The 17798-nt window shown below is 43.5% G+C and carries 19 protein-coding genes; 5 read left to right on the top strand and 14 right to left on the bottom strand.

The window, feature by feature from the left end; genetic code table 11:
- The 3 genes from AC6H1S_RS16210 to AC6H1S_RS16220 all read right to left on the bottom strand — a co-directional run bounded on the left by AC6H1S_RS16210 (position 1) and on the right by AC6H1S_RS16220 (position 2463).
- The gene (locus tag AC6H1S_RS16210; protein WP_497564283.1) at positions 1–1203 is read right to left on the bottom strand and encodes a glycosyltransferase family 4 protein; all 1203 of its coding nucleotides are present in this window, start codon (positions 1201–1203) and stop codon (positions 1–3) included.
- Between the two features lie 16 nt (positions 1204–1219).
- Positions 1220–1831 carry a ribonuclease HII gene (gene rnhB / locus AC6H1S_RS16215; RefSeq protein WP_199137144.1) on the bottom strand — a complete coding sequence of 204 codons (612 nt, stop codon included), beginning with the start codon at positions 1829–1831 and terminating at the stop codon, positions 1220–1222.
- Positions 1832–1908: 77 nt separating this feature from the next.
- Positions 1909–2463 carry a dihydrofolate reductase family protein gene (locus AC6H1S_RS16220; RefSeq protein ID WP_497564284.1) on the bottom strand — a complete coding sequence of 185 codons (555 nt, stop codon included), beginning with the start codon at positions 2461–2463 and terminating at the stop codon, positions 1909–1911.
- Positions 2464–2568: 105 nt separating this feature from the next.
- On the opposite strand from AC6H1S_RS16220, the gene AC6H1S_RS16225 reads away from it, so the two are divergent.
- The 3 genes from AC6H1S_RS16225 to AC6H1S_RS16235 all read left to right on the top strand — a co-directional run bounded on the left by AC6H1S_RS16225 (position 2569) and on the right by AC6H1S_RS16235 (position 6569).
- Positions 2569–4059, top strand: a complete 1491-nt coding sequence (locus AC6H1S_RS16225; protein ID WP_497564285.1) for a carboxypeptidase-like regulatory domain-containing protein — start codon at positions 2569–2571, stop codon at positions 4057–4059.
- A 59-nt stretch (positions 4060–4118) separates the two neighbouring features.
- On the top strand, positions 4119–4709 hold the full coding sequence (locus tag AC6H1S_RS16230; protein WP_497564286.1) for a carboxypeptidase-like regulatory domain-containing protein: 591 nt from the start codon (positions 4119–4121) through the stop codon (positions 4707–4709).
- A gap of 84 nt (positions 4710–4793) precedes the next feature.
- On the top strand, positions 4794–6569 hold the full coding sequence (locus AC6H1S_RS16235) for a carboxypeptidase-like regulatory domain-containing protein (RefSeq protein ID WP_497564287.1): 1776 nt from the start codon (positions 4794–4796) through the stop codon (positions 6567–6569).
- Between the two features lie 60 nt (positions 6570–6629).
- Here the strand turns inward: AC6H1S_RS16235 and AC6H1S_RS16240 are convergent, their stop codons facing one another.
- From AC6H1S_RS16240 to AC6H1S_RS16250, 3 genes are read right to left on the bottom strand one after another with little or no spacing between them, the layout of a single operon-like run.
- Entirely contained in the window at positions 6630–7718 is a 1089-nt protein-coding gene (locus AC6H1S_RS16240) for an ABC transporter permease (RefSeq protein WP_497564288.1), read from the bottom strand.
- 2 nt (positions 7719–7720) lie between these two features.
- Positions 7721–8863 carry a glycosyltransferase family 2 protein gene (locus AC6H1S_RS16245; RefSeq protein WP_497564289.1) on the bottom strand — a complete coding sequence of 381 codons (1143 nt, stop codon included), beginning with the start codon at positions 8861–8863 and terminating at the stop codon, positions 7721–7723.
- Positions 8841–9818, bottom strand: a complete 978-nt coding sequence (locus AC6H1S_RS16250) for a hypothetical protein (protein ID WP_497564290.1) — start codon at positions 9816–9818, stop codon at positions 8841–8843. The genes AC6H1S_RS16245 and AC6H1S_RS16250 overlap by 23 nt, the downstream gene beginning before the upstream one ends.
- A gap of 280 nt (positions 9819–10098) precedes the next feature.
- Between AC6H1S_RS16250 and AC6H1S_RS16255 the strand changes: the two genes are divergently transcribed.
- On the top strand, positions 10099–10749 hold the full coding sequence (locus tag AC6H1S_RS16255) for a class I SAM-dependent methyltransferase (RefSeq protein ID WP_199137123.1): 651 nt from the start codon (positions 10099–10101) through the stop codon (positions 10747–10749).
- A gap of 62 nt (positions 10750–10811) precedes the next feature.
- The gene (gene ruvC, locus AC6H1S_RS16260; RefSeq protein WP_199137121.1) at positions 10812–11375 is read left to right on the top strand and encodes a crossover junction endodeoxyribonuclease RuvC; all 564 of its coding nucleotides are present in this window, start codon (positions 10812–10814) and stop codon (positions 11373–11375) included.
- A gap of 34 nt (positions 11376–11409) precedes the next feature.
- On the opposite strand, the gene AC6H1S_RS16265 is transcribed toward ruvC, so the two are convergent.
- From AC6H1S_RS16265 to atpE, 8 genes are all read right to left on the bottom strand, one after another.
- Complete coding sequence (locus tag AC6H1S_RS16265) at positions 11410–12255, bottom strand: DUF4349 domain-containing protein (protein WP_497564291.1); 846 nt, start codon at positions 12253–12255, stop codon at positions 11410–11412.
- Between the two features lie 217 nt (positions 12256–12472).
- Complete coding sequence (locus tag AC6H1S_RS16270) at positions 12473–12694, bottom strand: hypothetical protein (RefSeq protein ID WP_199137119.1); 222 nt, start codon at positions 12692–12694, stop codon at positions 12473–12475.
- A gap of 61 nt (positions 12695–12755) precedes the next feature.
- Positions 12756–13520, bottom strand: coding sequence for a 5'-nucleotidase, lipoprotein e(P4) family (locus AC6H1S_RS16275; protein ID WP_497564292.1), 765 nt, complete (start codon positions 13518–13520; stop codon positions 12756–12758).
- Positions 13521–13699: 179 nt separating this feature from the next.
- Positions 13700–14593, bottom strand: a complete 894-nt coding sequence (atpG, locus tag AC6H1S_RS16280; protein WP_199137115.1) for an ATP synthase F1 subunit gamma — start codon at positions 14591–14593, stop codon at positions 13700–13702.
- A gap of 76 nt (positions 14594–14669) precedes the next feature.
- A complete protein-coding gene (gene atpA, locus AC6H1S_RS16285) occupies positions 14670–16244 on the bottom strand; it encodes a F0F1 ATP synthase subunit alpha (protein ID WP_497564293.1) in 1575 nt (524 codons plus the stop codon).
- A gap of 92 nt (positions 16245–16336) precedes the next feature.
- Positions 16337–16882: an ATP synthase F1 subunit delta gene (gene atpH, locus AC6H1S_RS16290; RefSeq protein ID WP_497564294.1), complete on the bottom strand. Its 546-nt coding sequence runs from the start codon at positions 16880–16882 to the stop codon at positions 16337–16339.
- 116 nt (positions 16883–16998) lie between these two features.
- Entirely contained in the window at positions 16999–17493 is a 495-nt protein-coding gene (locus AC6H1S_RS16295) for a F0F1 ATP synthase subunit B (RefSeq protein ID WP_199137109.1), read from the bottom strand.
- Positions 17494–17582: 89 nt separating this feature from the next.
- Positions 17583–17783, bottom strand: a complete 201-nt coding sequence (gene atpE, locus AC6H1S_RS16300) for an ATP synthase F0 subunit C (RefSeq protein ID WP_136876209.1) — start codon at positions 17781–17783, stop codon at positions 17583–17585.
- Positions 17784–17798: the final 15 nt, after the last annotated feature.

Genomic DNA, 17798 nt, shown 5'->3' on the forward strand with positions numbered 1-17798 from the left:
TTAAAGCACCGACAGAGCTTCATAGATTTCGAACATCCGCTTGGCGTTCGAATAGATTTCATGATCCCGCTCTACGGTTTTGCGGGCATTCTTGCCGATTTCGCGCCATCGGTTGGGTTGGGTAATGCATTGCAGGATGGAGCGGTAAAATTCGTCGGGCGTATCGGCAATCAGGATGTCTTTTCCAGGTTCACAATTGATGCCTTCGGCAGCCATGGTAGTGGCAATGATGCATTTCTGCATGGCCATGCCTTCAATAATCTTAACCCGCATGCCACTGCCCGACAACAATGGCACGATCATAATGGCTTTTGAATTCATAAACTCGATGGCATCAAATACTTCGCTCTCTACAATCAGGTTTTCCGAATCGTATTCAAAAAACTGCTTCTGCATATTTTTACCTGCAATGTAAAAACGCAGTTCGCCACTCAGCGTTTCAATGTCGGGCCAAATTTCGTCCAAAAACCATTCGAGGCCCTCCTTGTTGGGCCGCCAATCCATGGCACCCAAATGAAACAAGGTGGGAAAGCTGGTCTTCTTTAAATCGACATGATACTTTTCAAAATCGATGGCTACCGGAAAAACGTCCAGTCGGGTTTGGCAGCCCATCAACAAAATCTGTTGCCTATCGGGATGGCTGATGGCAAAAACCTGGTGAAAGCGGTTGAGCTGTTCGGTTTCGTAAACCTTGAGCCTCCTCGACAAAAATTCGAGGTATTTTCGCCTTGGCCTGAACTGCTCGCGGGCCGCCAAGCGTTCCCATACATCGTACTCTATATTATGAGCCCGATAAACGAGTTTGGCTTTGCTGTTTTCCTTTACCGTATCTAAATAAGGCACTACATAAAGTCCTTCAAACTGGATAATGTCAAACTCCTGTTCGCGCAGGATGTTTTCTAAAAGCCTGGCCGCATCATCATCGTAAAAACGCGAAACATTGTAAGATTGATTGGAGAAGATGTTAAAAAAAGCGCCCCAAATATTAACCTCGGTATCGATATTATAGGAGTGAAAACCGATCTGTTCGAAAACCGGATCGTAGATATCGTCGATATCGACCTTGTTCTTAGAACCATTGATGCTGAACAAAGTAATTTCGGCATCCAATTTTAACAGTCCTTTGATGGTATTGTACACCACAATAGGATAGCCGCTGTTGGGCGGAAAAGGAACCCGATAAGTTAGAATAAGGACTTTCACGCAATGAAATTACGAATTATCCTTCTTCTTCGAAAGGAAGGCTGAGTTGTGGATTGCTTACATTAAAAGTTTTACGGTGAAATGGCGATAGGCCGATTTCTATCACGGCCTTGCGATGGGCAATGGTGGGATAGCCTTTGTTCTGATCCCATTTATAGGCTGGATAATCAATCGCTATTTTAGCCATAAACTCATCGCGATGCGTTTTGGCCAAGATGGAAGCGGCCGCAATATTCAGGTATTTGCCGTCGCCTTTTACTATGCAGCTGTGCGGAATTTTAGGGTAGGCCTTAAACCGGTTGCCATCTATCACCAGGTATTCCGGTTGCACGTGCAACTGCTCAATGGCTCGGTGCATGGCCAAAAAAGACGCGTTTAAGATGTTGATGCGGTCAATTTCTTCGTGGTCTACCGCGGCAACTGCCCAAGCCAAGGCTTCCTTTTCAATAATCGGGCGCAATTCGTCACGTTGCTGGTGGTTAAGCTGCTTGGAATCGTTCAACCCTTCCAAATAGAAATCGCGCGGCAAAATAACCGCAGCCGCAAAAACCGGCCCGGCCAAACAGCCTCTGCCTGCTTCATCGCAACCTGCTTCTATTAAATCTACTTGATAACTATTGAGCAACACGATGCAAAGTTAACAGTTTTCAATTGGCAGTTGGCAGTTTTAATTGTCAATTTTATTGGGAGGCTATCGCTCTTGCCTCAAACCTTTTCATACCGCAATGCTACACAACCGCTGGGCAGTGTTTGCGATGCCGTTAATTTTAAGCCCACGTTTTCTGGCAGCTGCATTTCGGCAAACAGGCGTCTGCCCTCGCCCACCAGCACCGGGTGAACCACAATATGGAACTCGTCTACCAAACCCCATGCGATCAGTTGGGCAGGCAGCTCCACGCCACCGGTAGAAATGGCTTTGCCTGGCTGTTGTTTTAGCTTGATGATTTCCTCTTTCAGGTTATCTCTAATAATGGTCGTCTGCTCGTCATTGACGCTACCAATGGTTCGCGACACCAGCACACGCCTAAGTTTGGCAAAAGTTTGGGCAAAGGCATTTACGGTTTCGTCCATCGATTGTGCTTGAGCCACCTCAGGCCAGAAAGGCACCATCAGTTCATAGGTTTTGCGCCCATAAATCAGCAAGTCGGCACTTTCGAGTAATTCCCTAAAATAATCATGGATATCGTTGCCACCACCAAACTTGGTATGGTCGCAACACCCGTCCAAGCTGAGGTTGATGCCATAAATCAGCTTTCTCATCTTAAATTAATTTACTTAAAATTAAAAAAATGCGCGAAACCTATGTTACTGGGGTAACATTTTTTCCATGATGTTGATATAACATTAAATCAAACAATCATCAACATGAAAAAGTTATTCATTATTTTAATATCCTTATTGCCGGTTTATACCCATGCACAAGAAAACAGACCTGGCAATCCAATTGGAGGCATTATTGTAAAAGGCGGCAAAAATCCAGGTGGCAACATGATCCTATCGCTCGGTGGTGGATGGAACAGCCCGAGCAGTACCGGCAAAACTGATGCAAACCTAATCAACAGCTATGCCGTAAACGGCAATGTGTATGTGCCACTTTTTGCCAAAGAGGGCCATAGTGATTTGGCCGGCGTAACTTCTCATTTTTTCACCTTAGGCCTTAACGCTGGTGGCGAGTATTTTACCGGCAGCAAGGACTATGATTTAAATGCGATCCCATCCTATCAGGTGATGGGTCAAAGTGGCACACCAAGTATCGCGCTGAGCAACAACAAAAACAAACAAAACGGTTTTAGGGCCGAAGCAGGCGTACAAGCCAGTCTTTCGTTTGGCCGACTTACGCTTTCGCCCAGCGTAAACGCGGGGTATTTCAGCTTACAGCAAGAAGCACTTGCGGTAACGCAAAGCGGCTCGGTTAACGGAACTAACTATAGCAAGGAAACATACCGTCAAGATGCCACGAAAACAACAGGGTTTGCATTCGTTCCCAGGTTGCGTGTAGCTTACTTCCCTGGCAAGTTCGGTATTTACGTAGAAGGCAACTACACTAGCGGACCCGCTGTTAATAGCGAAACTAGGTTATTTAAGCCTCAGGGCAGTGCCAATGCCGATGGTTTTTATAGCCAAGACCAATTAGCCATGGGCAGCATGCAGCGCGTGGGCCAAAGCACCAAATACAATGGCTTCGGGTTAAACGTCGGTGTGAGCATACCACTCGGAAGAAGTATCAGCGAGAAAGGCGTGAAAAGATCGGCGGCACGGGCATCAGACAAGTTACCTCCAAGAACCTACACAGGAGGTCGTAAAAACGAAGTGAACGCTTTTGTGGCAGGCCAGCCTATTAAAGGCCTAATTGTAAAGGGCGGTAAAAACCCTGGCGGCAACCTAATGCAGGCCATAACCAATGAGAATGGTGAATTCGAATTTACGGTAAGCGAGGCTGGCAACTATAAATTCGCCATCAGTGAGCCCAACGAGCCCCAAGGCAGAAGCATCAGCGAGAAAGGCGTGAAAAGAAGCGAAGCAACTACAACCGACATTGAGCGAACTTATACAGGCGGCCGCAAAAACGAAACTGTAACATCCGAAGCCAAACAAACACAGGGTAAAACCTTCGGCGAAAAAGTAGCTAATGGTTTAGCTATGGTTGCTGGAAGCCCTATTGGCGGTATCGTGGTTAAGGGTGGCAAAAATCCAGGAGGAAGTTTAATGACCATAACCAGCAATGATAAAGGAGAGTTCGAATTTGAAAACCTAAACCCCGGAACTTACAAGTTTACCATTTATGCACCTGAAAACCCACAGGGCAAAAGCATCAGTCAAAAAGGAGTTTCGAGCACCAAGGGACGCAAAAACTAAAGCCGGAGGCAACCATAATTTCTTATCTTGTGGCTACTTAATTTAGGATGATGAAAAATATGTTCCTTGCAATAGCATTTGGGTTGGCGGCTATGGGCGTTCAAAACCGTACGGAGACTTACCCTCAAAATCTGACCCAGGCCTTTAAAAATCAGTATTGCGATTATTGCCAGGCAGACTTCCCGGATTCGCATTTTCCATGCCTTCTAAAAATGACCAAAGCTAAAATAAATTCTAGAACCGGTATGGTACAGTTTGCCACTGGCCAACCCATTGCCGGGGTATTGATCAAGATAGAGAAGAATACAGTAGATAGCCTCAGCTTAACAAGCAATGAACAGGGAGAAGCAATGCTTAGCAACCTTCAGCAGGGCAGTTACAAATTAAAACTACAGTTGCCTTTCGCCAATCCAAAATCAGAGTTTGCCGGCTGGCCCATTGCCGGTGTGATTTTAAGGATTGGCAAAATGCCTGCCAAGTTGATGCTGGCCATGATTAGCGATGCCAATGGCCATGTAATATTGAACAACCTCGAAGCTGGCGACTACAAACTGATCATCAGTGCGCCTACCGATGCAGAAAGGAATAGCGCCTTGTACCGATCTTATCGCTTCGAAAACTTTAACCCAAACTATAAGGGAAATCAATAATTGATGGCGCTGCCAAAGAATCTTTTCAAAAAGGGGGTAACATAAATACCGTTTTGTTGATATCAATAAAAACCCTTTTAAATCATGAAAAAATTTACCTTTTGCTTGATAACAGTTCTCATCTGCTTATCGATTATCAGTTGCAAAAAGAACAATACCGGGGTCCCAGATATTGACCCTCCTGTAGTAACTGATGCTGATTTTGCAAAAAATTTCGGCAATGTTGCCCATAGAGATTTTATTGGCCAAATCGTTGACGTAACCAATAACCCTATTCCGGGAGCAACCATTAAAATCGGCGCTTCTACCACACAAACTGATGCAAATGGCATTTTTGTAGTTAAAAATGCCAGTGTTTATGACCGATTTGCTTTTATAACTGCTACTAAAGCTGGCTATTTAATCGGTTCAAGAACACTGGTACCTACCACAGGAACCAACCAGGTAAAAATTATGCTCTTGCCAGCAGCAGCTGGTGCAACTGTAAATACTGGTACAACAAGCACTGTAAGCTTGGCCAATGGCGCAAAAATAGTCTTCGATGGTGCTTTCAAAACCGAAACAGGCAGCACTTATAATGGCGTAGTTAGCGTTATTGCCAATTACCTAGATCCATCAGACACTAAGCTCACCTACAAAATGCCAGGCATGCTGTTTGCCAAAAACACCAACGGCGACCCTAAATTACTGGAAACCTATGGCATGCTAAACATCGAACTCAGAGGCAGTGCAAACGAAAATCTACAGTTGGCAAATACCGCCCAAATAGAGTTTCCGGTTGCCACCGCGCAACAAGCGAATGCCCCTAGCACCATCCCACTCTGGCATTTTGATGAAACGGCGGGCTATTGGAAAGAAGAAGGAACGGCAACAAAAATCGGCAATAAATATGTAGGTACGGTTAAGCATTTTTCTTGGTGGAATTTTGACACCCAATTGTCAAGCGTTTACCTATCGCTCAAACTTGTAGATGCGAACAACCAGCCGTTGCCAAATATGACAACCATAATGGTAAGGCAGGGCAATTCTTCATCTTACCCGAACAGCACAGATAACAACGGACAGGCTAGCGGGCTCGTTCCACAAAACGAAACCTTAACCCTAAATGTGCTGAATGCTTGTGGAAGCATCATCCATACCCAATCTGTAGGCCCTTTATCAACCAACACTACACTCCCAACTATCGTTATCAACTCGCCTACCATACAGCTCACTACTGTTAGCGGCACCCTAAAAAAATGCAACAACAACAACGTAACCAATGGTTATGTTTATTACAGCTATGCCGGCAATAACTATTTCTCTTTGATAAGCAATGGCACTTTTAGTTTCCAGGCTTTGATGTGTTCGCCAACTTTTACGATGATTGGGCAGGACCTGGACAACAACTCCAATTCTGGTATGCTAGGCTTTAGCTTTAGCCCAGGTGTAACCAATGTAGGAAATTTAACAACCTGCAATACGAATCTCGAATCTATTACCTATAGTGTAGACAATGGTGCCTTAAAGACCATTTCGGCTAACATAACCGCTGCTGTTAATGGCAATTCGTTCAATATTTCGGGTTCAACACCAGCCCAGTTAGATGGAATTACCATCAGTGGCAACAGCATAAGTCCTGGAAATTATACTACGGCTTCGGGCTTTCAACTATACGGCAATGGCTTAAACAGCCAACCCAATCAGGCGCTGACGCAATTTGCCATTTCATACAACCTAAACAATGTAGGAGCTGTTGGCCAATATATCGACATCAGCTTTAGTGGCACCTATGTTGAAATGGTAATGACGGGCAATATGATGGGCTATAATGTAAACCATACCATAACTGGAACAGCCCATGTAATCAGAGACAATTGATTGGTTGGTTAATGTTCGAAAATCCTCCATCTTAATTAATGGGGGATTTTTCCGTTTAGGCTACACACTAACGTTCTGCCCCTTAACATCAAAGGCATCGCGCAAGCCAATGGCCAACAGGTTAAAGGCATAAACCGTAAACATAATGGCCAATCCGGGCAATACAGCCAAATAGGCGGCATCCATGATGATATAGCCATAATGTTCTTTAATCATGGTGCCCCAGCTCGGCATAGGTGGCTGTGCGCCAAAACCCAAGAAGCTTAATCCGGTTTCGAGCAGAATAGCCGAAGCAAAATTGGCCGATGCTACGACCAAAATAGGGCCGGCAATGTTAGGCAAAATATGTTTGACAATGGTTCTTGTGGTAGAAAAACCCAAGGCCTTTGAAGCCTCCACAAACTCTACTTCCTTGAGCGCCATCACCTGTCCGCGCACCAACCGCGCCACATCTACCCAGGTAGAAAGCCCTACGGCAATAAAAATCTGCCAAAAGCCTTTGCCCAAGGCGAATGAAATGGCAATAACCAACAACAGTGATGGCAACGACCAGATTACATTCATAAACCAGCTGATGAGCGCATCGACCCTGCCTCCAAAATAACCGGCAATGGCGCCCAACCCAACTCCAATGAATAAAGAAATCAATACCGCCATCAGGCCCACAGAAAGCGAAACGCGGATGCCCAAAATCAACCGGCTCAGCAAATCACGGCCATACATATCTGTACCCAGGTAAAATGTTTGCTTGTAGTGGTCTTTCTCGGCAACAAATGGATAGGCAGTTTCTTCTGCCCGTTCATCGTCGCCAATGTATTCACGCACATAAACCTTGTTGCCAACTTTGCGGTAAGCAGTAATCGGAATGCTTTTCGAATCCGCTTCCTGTCCATACAGCATCCGCTCCAACAGGTTAACTTTTTTGATATTCTTTTTATGGCTGATGACCAAAAACTCGAAAGTACGTCCAGGTTTTTTATTGTTCAGTTGCAAATGCATATCATTGGCGTAGGGGGTCTGGTCTGGTGTAATCAAATAACCCAAAATACCCATGATCAGCAACAAAGCAATAAATATAAGTCCGCCAAAGGCCATTTTATTGCGCCTAAACCGGTTCCATATTTTTTTTGAAGGGCTGTTGTTGCTCATTGCTATTTAACCATACGATCCTTCCAATTGTATTTTCCACTATTTCCGGCAATGCCGATATAAATGAAATACAGAATATGAAAAGGATTAATGACAGGTAGTAAAACTAACAATTGTTTTCTTTTAAAGAAACTGGTTACACCGGCGAGGAACACAACTTCTATAAGGAATTTACCCAGTAACTGAACGGCCAAGTACCAAAGGCTATCGCTCTGCGGAAAAATGATTGCCAACAACAAGTTAATGACGATGCTGCAGTTGAACAACCAAATACTTAGCCCTATACTAATCACCACTTTATCCTTATAACGTGTACTTTTAGAAGCCCAGCGCTTGCGTTGCTCCATAAATTCGCGTAGCGTAGGTTTGGCATGTGTATACACGATAGCATCCCTATTTTTGAGGAAACCGATCTTGCCCTCGTAGATCGCAGCCATCTTGTGCAGCAGCAATTCATCATCACCCGAGGCCAAATCGTCAATACCAGTAAAGCCCCCCACCTTAAAGAAAGCCTCTTTTTCGTAAGCTAGGTTGGCTCCATTGCAGGTACTCGGATTATTGTTGCCAATGGTAGAAGCACCTAGTCCAATCAAATAGGAGAACTCCAAGGCCTGCAGTTTTTCAAACAGGTTTTTCTCCTCAAAATAAGCTACAGGCGAAGAAATCATCTTGTAGCCCATGGTCTCATAATAATCAACTACGGTACTGAGCCATCGAGGCCCCATCCTGCAATCGGCATCTGTGGTAATCATCAATTTGCCTGTCGATTGGTCAATAGCCGTTTGGATCGCTTTTTTCTTATACGAATTCAGCGCATTCGATTCGTTGAGCTGGATCAGTTTAACACCACGATCTGCATAACCTCGTATAATCGATGCCGTTTGATCGGTCGAATGATCGTCGATAACGATTACCTCCATGAGGCTTTTGTCATAATCCTGTGCCAAAATATCATCTAAGGTATTTCCGATCTTTTCTTCCTCATTACGGGCGGCAATCAATATCGACACCATCGTTTTGCCCTGTGCGGCATGGCGCCTAAAAGGCTTAATCTTGGCCCAGCCCCGAATAAAAATTCCGACCACGCCCATGTAGATGAGCATGAGAAAAATAGACAAATAATTAATTGCGTTGAGTACTTCCAAAAAAATTGAGTTTAAAAACGAAAAAGGAGCCTAATATAGCAGGAATTATGATATTAATGAGCCAAATACTGGCAACACAGGCCACAACCGCGGCGTGTTGGTCAGTTACATACTTAAAGAAAAACAAGGCCGTTACGCTTCTTACACCAATATCCAGCAGATCTAAGGACGGCAACGAAGATTGTACAAAGAAGGAGATGCAGACCAGCATCAAGACATCGGTAAGGTGCAGGTCTGGTATCAGCCACAAAAACATGATAAAGTACTGCGTGCTGAATACAATATAGCGCGCCAAGCACAACAGCAATATCCTGAGGAGCTCTGCTTTTTTATACCTGGCCAAAATAGCATAAAATCTCTTGTACTTACGGGTAATGCGCATAGACAGCAAAATGCCGTTCAGCCACTTGATATTGAAATAGAAGATCAGGTAAAACAGGCAGAAGGCCGTGCTTATGGCACATAAGACCAAAAATAAACGATGGTCTATGGGCGTAAAGCGATATACGAATACGCAAACAGCAATAATCCCGAATACATGGGTAAGCAACAGCTGGCCTGTAGTGCCTACCACCATGGCTACTATGCCCACTATGCGCCTTTTGGGCGATAGAAAAAATACACGTCCGCCGTACTCCCCAAGTCTATTTGGCGTAAATATAGCCCAAGTCAATCCGCAAAAAACCGATTCTACAGCCCTCCATAACGTTAACGCTTCTACTCTTTTGATCAATAGCCGCCATTTTATCGCTTCCAGCCCCCAGTTTATCAGCATCATCAACAAAACGACACCCATCACATAAAATATCTCGGTTGCCGGAAGCTCCTTAATCAGTACCAGAAAGTTCTTTAAATTGCCATTAGTTATTAATTTATTGTAAATCAACCAAAAAGCAAGAACCACAATAGTAACCTTAAGGGCAATGGAAAGTATTTTTTTTATCTGACTGGTCAATATTATATTTTTTTGCAAATATGCCGATAATAATAACATCAAGCAAAAAAGCATCCACCTGATAAGGCCCTTAGGTTTTGAGTTCCATAACACTTGGCCTATAAAATTAGATCGAACGCAAGCTTTGCTTCAAAAAACAGGCCATAATATTTGTTTTTCGAGGTCAGCCCTGAAAAACCACAGCGAAATCAAAATCGCAAAAATAGCTATTCGACAATATTTAAATTCCTGCCATGCAAAAGAATTAAGGAAACGAAAAAAAGCTTAACTTCGGCACTTTATGAGAACATCTAAACGGTGGCGACTTGCCCAGTATTTTGAAATTAGGTGGTGGAAAAACTACCTAAAGCATAAGGACATAGATTCTTACCTTACTTGGAAAAAAAATTATTGGATTGATTTCCTAGCAAAAATCGACGATTACGCAAAGCCAGTAGCCACATCCAAAATCCTAGATGCAGGTTGCGGTCCTGCTGGTATATTTATTGCGCTGCAGAACCATGACGTAACCGCAATAGACCCCTTATTAAATCGTTACGATAAAGAACTGGATCATTTTGACCAGCAATCATATCCATTAACCAAGTTCCATAACGTTTCACTTGAAGATTTCGAGCAACCGGATAGTTTTGACCTGGTGTTCTGCCTCAATGCCATTAATCACGTTTCAGATCTGGGGCTAGCTTTTGAACGCCTGCATAAGAGCACAAAAAAAGGCGGCATACTTGTCGTTTCGATCGATGCGCATAACCACACCTTATTAAAACACCTATTTCGGTTGCAGCCTGCCGACATTCTGCACCCCCATCAGTACGATTTAAAGGAATATGAACAAATGCTGACCAAGCTCAATTGTACCATGCTTAAAACGGTATTGATAAAACGTGAAATTTTGTTTAACCATTATGTATTAGTGGCCCGTAAAAATTAGTAAACCATCTTTCCATTAATTACGCTTATACATTTACATTAAAACATGTTTAATATTACTGTATGCTAATTGAAAAAAAGGAACGGATCATTATGGGCATCGACCCCGGAACGGCAATCATGGGCTATGGTGTGATTTTGGAAAAAGGAAACAAAATCGAGCTGCTGAGCATGGGCGTGGTAAAGATGGGCCATTTAGACGACCACTTTCTGAAACTGCAACGCATTTTCGCCAAAACCATTGCCCTAATTGAAGAATTTAAACCAGATACACTGGCCATAGAAGCTCCATTTTATGGCAAAAATGTACAGGTGATGCTCAAATTGGGCCGTGCACAAGGCATTGCCATGGCGGCGGCTTTATCGAGGGATATTTCGGTAACCGAATATGCACCACGAAAAATCAAGCAATCGATAACGGGCAAAGGTACCGCCAGCAAAGAACAGGTAGCTTCCATGTTGCAGCGGCTGCTGAATTTTAAGGAAACGCCCGAATTTTTAGATGCTACCGATGGCTTGGCCGTGGCCGTTTGCCATTCATTTCAGCGGGTCGGTGCTGTAGCCGCCGGCAAATCGTATTCCGGCTGGGAGGCTTTTGTGAGCGACAACAAAAAAAGGGTGAAATAAATCCCGAACAGCCTGGCCATCCGGGATCTATAAACTATGCTTTTTTAGTTCTTCGCAGGTAAGCCCTGATACCAAAGAAAATCAATAATCCGAAAACGATCAATGCCCACAGTTTAGCAAGGCCTAACAAAAACTCCTTAAAGAAAGTCCACCCATCAGCTATGTTTAAGCCCAGACGCTGAAAGAATCCCGGACGATAGCTATACAAATTATCATTGCCCACAATCCAGGTGCTTACGGTATTATCCTGATAAAAACTAAGGGTAATGGTACTGAATTTCACCCGATTATCGATACTGATGTTTTCTATCCGTTTGTCGATATAATCATCGCTGATGTAAAACGAAGTTTCAGCATCACTCCTTTTCTTGCTTTGATCGAGTTGCTTGATTACCTTTTGCCTATTTTGGGCTTTCAGTCTATTGGCCAGGTAAGCAATGCTTTGGTCGTCCATTTTCATCGATTGCTGGTCTACAAACACAGCCATTTTGGCTACGGTATTGGTAAAATCGTCGAGTTTTTCAGAAGGCACTTTGGCCACCATCAATCCCTCTTTGCGATAAGAGGTAATTTCTTTGAGCGAATCGCTGCTGTATTTTACTTTATCCCTTTCCTGGATCTGGCTTTGGATAGAGAACTCGGCAACCGCGCCACCTGCTCCCTTAATGGCTGTACTCAGCTGTTCTTTGGTTTGCTGTACGTCTTTTACCCTGAAGCGCATATCGGCTGTTTTGATGATCTTGGCCGTTGCGGCAATATCGGAAGCAACTGCGGTCGAATCGAGGGTGGCAACGCTTTCGGTAGACAAGCTGTTTTTTCGCTCCGAATTACAGCCAAACATCAATCCGATGATGGCTATACATACTAAATATTTGTTCATAGAACCTGTGGTTTTAAATGGTTATGTTCAGGCACAAGCCTAGCGCGCTATTGGCCCTGCCATTTTGTTTACCTTGGTTCAGCTGATTAGGTATCTCTTAATGCCCAAATAGGCAAAAGGTAACCCCAGTCTGTTTGGCGAGCAGCAGCAATGCTACCAAACAAAAAAGTCTACACCGGCAGCACCAATGTAGACTTCTCAATAAAGTTATGTTGACTTATTTTGCGTCTAAGATCTTGAAAACCGCTTTGCAGCAGATAAAAGCACCCACAAATAGGATTACCCAAGATAAAATAGAAAGCCAGATTGCATCAAAGGCAAAACGAAGGTAAACACCTAAAATGCTTACTAAAACGCCAACTAGAATAGTTTTATAAATACCCGGTTGGTTAGCGGTTTCCATGCTTTGTTCTCTTTCTTGCGCTTGTTTTTGATCCATGATTTTTTGGGTTAAAAAATGATACGACAAAAATAATATTTATTGCTTACAAAACAACCAATTAATAACTTTTTAGCTTGTCGAATCTTTGCTTAGCGCGATCTTCCTCTTTAAGCTTGTCGCCCTGATACAGCAGTTTTTCCCAGTCGCCATACATAGGATTGGGCAGTACGATGAAACGGGTGCCAAATTCTTGTTGCATGGCGTTTACCTGTGCCTTGGTGTCTTTACCTTCGCGGTAGAAAACATTCGAAAAATCGCTCAAATTATCGCCGCACAGCAACAAGATGTTGTATTTTTCTGCAATTTTTTGTCGACGGGGCTCTTTATCCGAGGTTGTTGTCTTTAAAATCAAGTGTGTTTCATCGGCATAGGGAAATCCGAATTTCTGCAGGTTTTTTAAGGTTCCGGCACGATCGGCTTCGTAGCGATTGGTCACGTAAAAGGTTTCTACTTTTTTACTGGCCGCGAACTTTAAAAAGGCCAAGGCTCCAGGCACCGTATCGGCGGCGGCCAAGCTGGTCCATTTGGTCCAATCGGCCTGTACATAACTTACGCCATTTTTAACTTCGTGGCCCTGAAAAGCCGAATTGTCTAAAATCGTTTCATCGGCATCGACAATTACACAGTTGGGTTTGCCATTGGCTTGGTTCCATAGCGCTTCCTTTAAAGACAGCCGGGCAAAATTATAGGCCTGAAAAGATAAGGCTCTGTACTCGCCACTGTACTGTTGCCACAAAATAGCGTTGGTATAATCCCTTGCCGGGGTTTGGGCTAAGGTTAAAAAGGGCATGAGGCTCAATAGCCAGAATATAGACTTTTTCATGTTATTTTTATTTACGATTCAGCGAAAACATAATCATGCGGTTTACAATCCAACAAACTTATGATAATTTTAAACTTTCGTTAGCAATACCAACAAAAAACCCTCGCCAAATTGGAGAGGGTTCTATATTTTATAAGCGTCCGGCACTGAAAACTCAAAACTGACAACTGAAAACTGGCTTAGCCATTCAACGCGGCCGCACCACTTACAATTTCGGTTAACTCGGTTGTAATAGCAGCCTGACGGGCCTGGTTGTAGGCCAGTTTTAAGCTCTTCAACAAATCGCCTGCATTTTCGGTAGCCTTGTCCATCGAGGTCATACGTGCACCATGTTCTGAAGCATGCGAATCAAGTACTGCCTTGTACAGTTGGATCTTGATCGATTTAGGGATCAATTGCGCTACAATCTCGTCTTGGCTAGGCTCAAGGATATAATCTACATTGGTGGCAACACCCTTTGTGGCTTGTGGCGTTGCATCTTCTGTTTTGGTTAATGGCAACAATTGTTCGGTAGTTAAAATCTGTACCGCTGCATTTCTGAAGCGATTGTACACTACTTCTACCCTGTCAAACTCGCCTTTTTCGAAACCGGCCATAATAGCTTCGGTAATCTTGGTTACATTTTCGAAAGACAGGTCTGCATACACGTCATTGTTGTTACCAATCACGTTGTAGTTGCGCTTTTCGTAGAAATCTTGTGTTTTTTTACCGATAGCAACAATGCTTACATTACCTTTTTTAAATTGCTCGCTGTATTTTTGGGCAATTAAATTATTGGTCGTTTTAATCACGTTCATGTTAAAAGCACCTGCCAAACCACGGTTTGACGATACGGCTACTATCAGCACTTTATTAGGCTCGCGCTCTTGGATAAAAGGTGAGGAAGTCCCTTCTAAACTAGCCGAAAGATTTCCTAAAATCTCTTTCAACTTGGTTGCATACGGACGTAATTGTATAATGGCATTGGTAGCACGTTTCAACTTTGCCGCAGACACCATTTTCATGGCTTTGGTAATCTGTTGGGTTGACTGTACCGACGATATACGATTTCTTACTTCTTTTAAATTGGCCATTCTTTATTGAGTTTCGAGTTGTGTGTTAAGTGTTACAGGCATTACCCACAACACTCAACTGGCAACTCATAACTATTTAGTATTTACTTGAAATCTCTTTTGCAACTGTATCTAACACACCTGTAATTTCGTCATCAAATTTACCGGCTTTCAAAGCTTTCAATGTATCAAGATGACGCAATTCTAATGATTGCAGGAATTCAGTTTCAAATTCTTTTACCTTATCTACCGGTACACTACGCATTAGGTTTTTGGTACCTGCATAGATGATGGCAACTTGTTTCTCAACGGTTAGTGGCGAGAACTGTGCTTGTTTCAACATCTCTACGTTACGTGCACCTTTATCGAGTACCGATTTGGTAGCCGCATCTAAGTCTGAACCGAATTTAGAGAAAGCCTCTAGCTCGCGGTATTGAGCCTGGTCTAACTTTAAGGTACCAGCTACTTTTTTCATCGACTTGATTTGAGCGTTACCACCCACGCGTGATACCGAGATACCTACGTTGATAGCCGGACGGATACCAGAGTTGAACAAGTTCGACTCCAAGAAGATCTGGCCATCGGTAATCGAAATTACGTTGGTTGGGATATAGGCCGAAACGTCGCCAGCTTGGGTTTCGATAATTGGCAAAGCAGTTAACGAACCACCACCTTTAACGATACCTTTTAACGACTCTGGCAAATCGTTCATGTTTTTAGCGATCTCGTCGTTGGCGTTGATTTTGGCTGCTCTTTCCAACAAACGGCTGTGCAGATAGAACACATCGCCTGGATAAGCCTCACGGCCTGGTGGACGGCGCAACAACAACGATACCTCACGGTAAGCTACCGCTTGTTTAGACAAATCGTCATAAACGATCAAAGCTGGGCGACCTGTATCGCGGAAGAACTCGCCGATGGCGGCACCAGCAAATGGAGAGTAGAACTGCAATGGCGCAGGCTCGGCCGCAGAAGCCGAAACGACTACGGTATATGGCATTGCACCATTTTCTTCTAAAGTACGAACAATATTGGCTACGGTACTTGCTTTCTGACCACAAGCTACGTAGATACAGAATACAGGATTACCTGCTTCGTAAAATTCCTTTTGGTTGATGATGGTATCGATACAAACGGCAGTTTTACCAATCTGACGGTCGCCGATAACCAACTCACGCTGGCCACGACCGATTGGGATCATGCCGTCGATAGCTTTGATACCTGTTTGCAAAGGCTCGTTTACCGGCTGACGGTAGATTACACCTGGTGCTTTACGCTCTAAAGGCATTTCGTAGGTTTCGCCCAAGATTGGTCCTTTACCGTCGATAGGCTCGCCAAGCGTGTTTACTACACGGCCCAACATACCTTCACCAACTTTGATAGAGGCAATTTTTTTGGTACGTTTAATGGTATCGCCTTCTTTGATCTCGTCTGATGGGCCTAACAATACCACACCTACGTTATCTTCTTCAAGGTTCAATACAATACCTTGCAAACCGTTGGCAAACTCAACTAACTCGCCACTTTGAACTTTGGTTAGTCCGTAAACACGGGCAATACCATCACCCACTTGCAATACGGTACCCACTTCTTCAAGCTCAGCTTCTGATTTGAAGCCTGACAATTGTTGTCTGATAATTGCCGAAACTTCGTCTGGTCTTACCTCTACCATAATTTTATTTTTGATTTCTTTTTCTAATGTAAATCTTGTACTGTGTTTATTTTGTTTCCCGATCTCTCATCGGATATATTTCCAAGGTTCGCTTATGCTATACCTTGTGCAAATTCCTTTTTCAGTTTTTTCAAACCGCTGGCAATACTGGCATCAAATTGCTTGTCGCCAACCTTTAAGATAAAGCCACCGATCAATTTCTCGTCTACTTTTTCTTTGATCACCACCTCGTTGGCACCCAGTTCTTTTTTCACCAAGCTCACGATTTCGGCTTTGTTGGCATCGGTTAGGGCTGTAGCTGTAGTTACTTCTGCAGTTACAATTCCTTTCAGTGCCTGATATTGGCTAACAAACTGCTTGGCGGCATCGAACAAGATTGCAGAACGGCCCTTACTAACCACCAACTTGAAAAAGTGCTCGGTAATTGGATTTACTTTGCCTGCAAAAAGCGCATTCAAAATCCCGGCTTTTTTATCCAAGGGGATAATCGGGTTTTTCAGAATGGCTTCCAGTTCGCTATTGTTATCTACAACTTCCTCAAATAACACCATGTCATTCTTCAACGCTTCTAAGGCATTTTGCTCCATAGAAAGGTCGATTAATGATTTGGCATATCTGGCTGCTGCTTTACTTGACATATATTTAGTATTGAGATGTGAAATCGAGATTTGAGATCTGAGATTTGAGATTTGAGAATTTTTTCCTCAAACCAACCTCCTTCTCATATCCCATGTCTCATATCTAGTGTCTCATTTTAGTTTAATTCAACATCTTTTAACAGGCTGTTTACCAAGTCCTGTTGTTTAGCTTTATCATCCAGCTGATTGCGCAATACGCGCTCGGCAATATCCAAAGACAAAGTCGATACTTGGCCTTTCAATTCTGCCAAAGCTGCCTTTTTCTGGTTTTCGATTTCGATACGAGCTTTTTCAATCAGTTTGGCACCTTCGCTTTGAGCTTGGGTTTTGGCTTCGTTCACGATGCTGTCTTTCAAGGTTTTGGCCTCTTTCAAAATCTGGTCGCGCTCTGCACGTGCCTGTTTCATCAACTCTTCGTTTTGAGAAGTTAAACGGGCCATTTCTTGTTTGGCCAATTCGGCCTTGTTCAAGGCATCGTCTATCGACTGCTCACGCTCTTTAATAGCGCCCAATACTGGTTTCCAGGCAAACTTGGCCAAGATAAGAAGCAAAAGCAAAAATGCGATTGTCTGAAAAACAACTAAACCAACTTCAGGTATTAATAAATCCATTTCGGTATATATTTTATTCTATCTTTCTTATTTCGTTTTTATCAATAAATGTTTTGCAGAACAATCTTCTGCAAAACATTTAAGGTGAGTTACACTAATGCAACTACTACCGCGAACAAAGCAACCGCCTCAACGAAGGCAGCAGCGATCAACATCGCAGTTTGAATTTTTGAGGCAGCTTCTGGTTGACGAGCAATACCGTCCATAGCAGAACCACCAATACGACCGATACCTAGACCAGCGCCAATCGCAGCTAATCCTGCACCTACTGCAGCAATACTTCCTGTAATCATGATTTTATATAT

This window comes from Pedobacter sp. TM02, assembly GCF_059705275.1.

Bases quoted from the DNA above. Each gene is read 5' to 3' on its own strand.
- AC6H1S_RS16220 (WP_497564284.1), bottom strand. From the start codon at position 2,463: ATGAGAAAGCTGATTTATGGCATCAACCTCAGCTTGGACGGGTGTTGC.
- AC6H1S_RS16225 (WP_497564285.1), top strand. From the start codon at position 2,569: ATGAAAAAGTTATTCATTATTTTAATATCCTTATTGCCGGTTTATACC.
- AC6H1S_RS16230 (WP_497564286.1), top strand. From the start codon at position 4,119: ATGTTCCTTGCAATAGCATTTGGGTTGGCGGCTATGGGCGTTCAAAAC.
- AC6H1S_RS16235 (WP_497564287.1), top strand. From the start codon at position 4,794: ATGAAAAAATTTACCTTTTGCTTGATAACAGTTCTCATCTGCTTATCG.
- AC6H1S_RS16240 (WP_497564288.1), bottom strand. From the start codon at position 7,718: ATGAGCAACAACAGCCCTTCAAAAAAAATATGGAACCGGTTTAGGCGC.
- AC6H1S_RS16255 (WP_199137123.1), top strand. From the start codon at position 10,099: ATGAGAACATCTAAACGGTGGCGACTTGCCCAGTATTTTGAAATTAGG.
- ruvC (WP_199137121.1), top strand. From the start codon at position 10,812: ATGCTAATTGAAAAAAAGGAACGGATCATTATGGGCATCGACCCCGGA.
- AC6H1S_RS16265 (WP_497564291.1), bottom strand. From the start codon at position 12,255: ATGAACAAATATTTAGTATGTATAGCCATCATCGGATTGATGTTTGGC.
- AC6H1S_RS16270 (WP_199137119.1), bottom strand. From the start codon at position 12,694: ATGGATCAAAAACAAGCGCAAGAAAGAGAACAAAGCATGGAAACCGCT.
- AC6H1S_RS16275 (WP_497564292.1), bottom strand. From the start codon at position 13,520: ATGAAAAAGTCTATATTCTGGCTATTGAGCCTCATGCCCTTTTTAACC.
- atpG (WP_199137115.1), bottom strand. From the start codon at position 14,593: ATGGCCAATTTAAAAGAAGTAAGAAATCGTATATCGTCGGTACAGTCA.
- atpA (WP_497564293.1), bottom strand. From the start codon at position 16,244: ATGGTAGAGGTAAGACCAGACGAAGTTTCGGCAATTATCAGACAACAA.
- atpH (WP_497564294.1), bottom strand. From the start codon at position 16,882: ATGTCAAGTAAAGCAGCAGCCAGATATGCCAAATCATTAATCGACCTT.
- AC6H1S_RS16295 (WP_199137109.1), bottom strand. From the start codon at position 17,493: ATGGATTTATTAATACCTGAAGTTGGTTTAGTTGTTTTTCAGACAATC.